This is a genomic window from Geminisphaera colitermitum TAV2 (assembly GCF_000171235.2).
Lineage (GTDB): Bacteria > Verrucomicrobiota > Verrucomicrobiia > Opitutales > Opitutaceae > Geminisphaera > Geminisphaera colitermitum.
The window spans coordinates 1-3,474 of the sequence record NZ_ABEA03000052.1 but is presented as its reverse complement, the minus strand read 5'-3'; the positions used below and the strand labels follow the sequence as shown (position 1 = coordinate 3,474).

The following is a 3,474-nucleotide window of genomic DNA, read 5'->3' as shown; positions in this document are numbered from 1 at the left end:
CTGGCGGGTGCGGCTGTAGCGGTGGGGTTGGAAAACAACGATGAGGCGTGGGGGGGGGGGGGAGGGGGGGACTGCGGTTGCGGTGCGCTCGCGGAGGCTGGTGAGGAGAGCGCGGATTTCGGCGGGGTGGTGAGCGTAGTCTTCGATGACGGTGAGGTTGTCGCCGGCATGGAGGAGGGTCTGGCGGCGGCGGACGCCAGGGTAGTTGGCGAGGAGCGCGGGAGTGGGGTTGCGGACGCCCATGTGTCGGGCGGCAGCAAGGGCGGCGGAGGCGTTTTGCTGGTTGAAGGCTCCTTGGATGGCGGCGGGGAAGGGGCCGGGCGCAAGCGGGGTGTCGCGGAGGACGTGTCCGGTGGTGCGGGCGAAGAGGCGGGCGAAGGCGGAGTCGAGGTCGGAGCGGGTGCGGTAGTGGTCGGGGTGGTCCCAGTCGATGTTGGTGACAAGGGTGATTTCGGGGGAGAAGTTTTCGATGGTGCCGTCACTCTCGTCGATTTCGGCAACGAGCCAGGGGGACGGGGCGGATGGGTTGGCGGCGGCGGGGGGAATGGAGTCGTCGCCGAAGAGGCCACCGAGGATGTAGTCGGACGGAAAATGAGCGGCGCGCAACGCGGTGATGAGGAGGGCGGTGGTGGTGGTCTTGCCGTGGGAACCGCAAATGGCGACGAGGCGGCGGGTGGCGGCAAGGCGGGCAAGGAGTTCGCCGCGGCGAAGGATGGGGATGTTGCGCGTGCGTGCGGCTTGGAGCAGGGGGTGGTCGGGGGCGAGGGCGCTGGAGGTGACGAGGAGTTGGGTGTCGGGAGGGATGGATGTATCCGTGATTTGGATGCCGGCGCGTTCGAGGTGGGCGCGCATGGCGTCGGTGAGGTGGTCGTCGGAGCCGGTGACGCGGTGGCCGAGGGCGGCGAGGTAGATGGCAAGCGGACCGAGGCCCATGCCGCCAATGCCGGCGGCGTGGATGTGCTGGGGAAGTGCGGTCTCGGTTGTGGTTGTCATCGGCGGGCGAGCGTTTCGAGATCGGCGATGATGGCGTCGAGCGGGCGGGTTTGGTCGAGGCGGCGAAGGGCGGCGGCGAGTTCGGCGCGGCGGGCGTCGTCGGTGAGGAGGGTTTCGACGGCGGGGAGAAGTTCGGTGGCGATTTGGTCCTGCGGGACGACGAGTGCGCCGCCGTGTTGGGCGAGCCAGGCGGCGTTGGCGGCCTGGTGGTTGTCAGCGGCAAATGGATACGGGACGAGTATCGAGGGCGTGACGCAGCGGATGAGTTCGGCAATCGTTCCGGCTCCGGCTCTCGCTATGACGAGGTCGGCGGCGGAGAGGAGGGCGGCTACGTTGTCGCAGAAGGGGACGAAGATTGAACGTTGGATGGAGCGACGCTGCGCGTCGTCTGCGGGCGAGACGCCCGCGCCACTCAAGCCCCGTTCTGACGGGGCCGGCAGGATGCCGGCGGTCCCGGGCGCTACCGCGCCAAGGGGGGGGGGGCTTTCTTTGCCGGGGCCGGTGACGCAGTAGAGTTGGGTGTTGAGGCGGGCGAGGTCGGAGGCGTGCTGGCGGGCCCAGTTGTTGAGGGCGGTCGCGCCCTGGCTGCCGCCAAAAATGACGAGGGTCTTGAGGTTGGGATCGAGACCAAGGGCGGCGCAGGCTTCGGGGCGCGGGATTTTTTTTATTTCGGCGCGGGTGGGGAGGCCGGCGGCGAGTTGTTTTTTGAGGGTTGTAGTTTTGAGCTGGATACCGGGGGGGAGGTAAACGCGTTGCGCGAGGCGGGCAAGGTGGCGGACGGCGCGGCCGGGGACGCGGTTGGATTCGTGGAGGGCCACGGGGATGCGGCGCAGGCGCGCGGCGAGGATGACGCTGGCAGTCGTGAAACCGCCAAATCCGACAACGATGGCGGGGCGGTGGCGGCGGACGAGGCGCAGGCCGGAAAGGAAAGCCTGGGTCTGAGTGAGGAGAAAGCGGGCAAGGCGGACGGGGTGGGCAGAGAGGGGCGTGCCAGGAATCTTGGCGAAGGTGAGGTGCGGGTATTTTTCGAGGATGCGGGCGTCGATTTGTTTGTGACTGACGAGGAGAATGGGTTGGTGTCCGCGCGCGGCAAGGGCTTCGGCAAGGGCAATGCCGGGGGTGAGGTGTCCGCCGGTGCCACCGCAGAGAATGAGGGCGGAAAACACGGAGTGCGGGCGGGACGCCCGCGCCACTTCAAACCTGCAATCCGCATTCATCGGGTGCCCTCCCATTCTGTATTGCGTGGGTCGATACGGGCGCGGGTCCAGGTGCGCTGGGTGTTGAGGATGATGCCGAGGAGGATGCCCATGAGGAGGAGGTTGGACATGCCGGCACTGATGAAGGGGAGAGACATGCCCTTGGTCGGGAACACGCCGGTGACGACGCCGAGATTGATGATCGCCTGCAGGCCGATGAGGAGCACGGCGCCGGTGACGAGAAGGTATTGAAAGAGGTTGGGCGCGCGGCGCAGATGGATGAACCCGGCCACGCACATAATGAGAAACACGACGATGATGCCGAGGGTGAAGACGATGCCGAGTTCCTCGCCGATGACGGCAAAGATGAAGTCGGTGTGCGCCTCGGGCAGAAAATTCATTTGCTGGCGTCCCTGGCCGAGCCCGGCGCCGGGGGTGCCGCCGGCGGCAAAGGCGAGGAGTGACTGGTAGAGCTGGTAGGGCGGCGGCGCGCCGTGGAAAACGTAGTTGATATACTCGGTGATGCGCCCGAGGCGGTTGGGCATCAGATAAATGAGCGCGGCGATGCCGGCGATGCCGGCGAAGACGGCGGGGATGAAATAGATGAGGCGGGCGCCGGCGAGAAAGAGGAGGGTGAAGCCGACTGCGCCGGTGAGCGCGGCGGTGCCGAGGTCGGGCTCCTTGATGATGAGGGCAACGAAGAGGCCGACAATGGCGAGGGGGATGAGAAAGCCGCGTTTGAACTCGCCGATGCGGCTTTGGTTGATGGCGAGGTAGTGAGCGAGGCAGAAGACCATGGCGATCTTGCCGATTTCGGAGACTTGAAAGCGGAGGGGGCCGAGGCCGAGCCAGCGGCGGCTGCCGTTGACGGTGACGCCGATGCCGGGGATGAGGACGATGAGCAGGACGACCACGGCGGCGCCGCCGATCCACCAGGCGTAACGGCGGAGGAACTCGATGTTGACGCGACTGACAACGAGCGCCGCCACGATTGCCATGCCAATGCCGGCGGCTTGCTTGAAGAGATAGACTTCGGGATTTTTTGTGACGCTGGCGCTGAAGAGGATGGTGAGCCCGAGGATGGCGAGGCCGGCGGCGCAGATGACCATGATGCCGGCCGGCGACAACGCGAAGCGGTCGCGGGGCGCGAGCGCGGCGGTGTGTCGTGAGGAAACGGATACGGCCATGGGCGAAATGAGTGGATCAGTAGTTGCCGTCGGCAGGGATGAGTTGGACGGGGGCGGGTGTCAGTTCCACGGGGGGCTGGCTGGCGGTGCCGGGNTTG

The 3,474-nt window shown here is 66.9% G+C and carries 3 protein-coding genes; all 3 read right to left on the bottom strand.

Annotation, left to right across the window (positions count from 1 at the left end; genetic code table 11):
• Window positions 1-993, bottom strand: a 993-nt coding sequence (locus tag OBACDRAFT_RS06395) for a Mur ligase domain-containing protein (RefSeq protein WP_232766735.1), incomplete at its 3' end; no start/stop codon positions are given.
• Window positions 990-2,159: a UDP-N-acetylglucosamine--N-acetylmuramyl-(pentapeptide) pyrophosphoryl-undecaprenol N-acetylglucosamine transferase gene (locus tag OBACDRAFT_RS06390; RefSeq protein WP_232766732.1), complete on the bottom strand. Its 1,170-nt coding sequence runs from the start codon at window positions 2,157-2,159 to the stop codon at window positions 990-992. The genes OBACDRAFT_RS06390 and OBACDRAFT_RS06395, both read right to left, overlap by 4 nt.
• Before the next feature lie 47 nt (window positions 2,160-2,206).
• Window positions 2,207-3,376, bottom strand: coding sequence for an FtsW/RodA/SpoVE family cell cycle protein (locus OBACDRAFT_RS06385; RefSeq protein ID WP_043583889.1), 1,170 nt, complete (start codon window positions 3,374-3,376; stop codon window positions 2,207-2,209).
• Window positions 3,377-3,474 lie beyond the last annotated feature (98 nt).

Bases quoted from the DNA above. Each gene is read 5' to 3' on its own strand.
- OBACDRAFT_RS06385 (WP_043583889.1), bottom strand. From the start codon at position 3,376: ATGGCCGTATCCGTTTCCTCACGACACACCGCCGCGCTCGCGCCCCGC.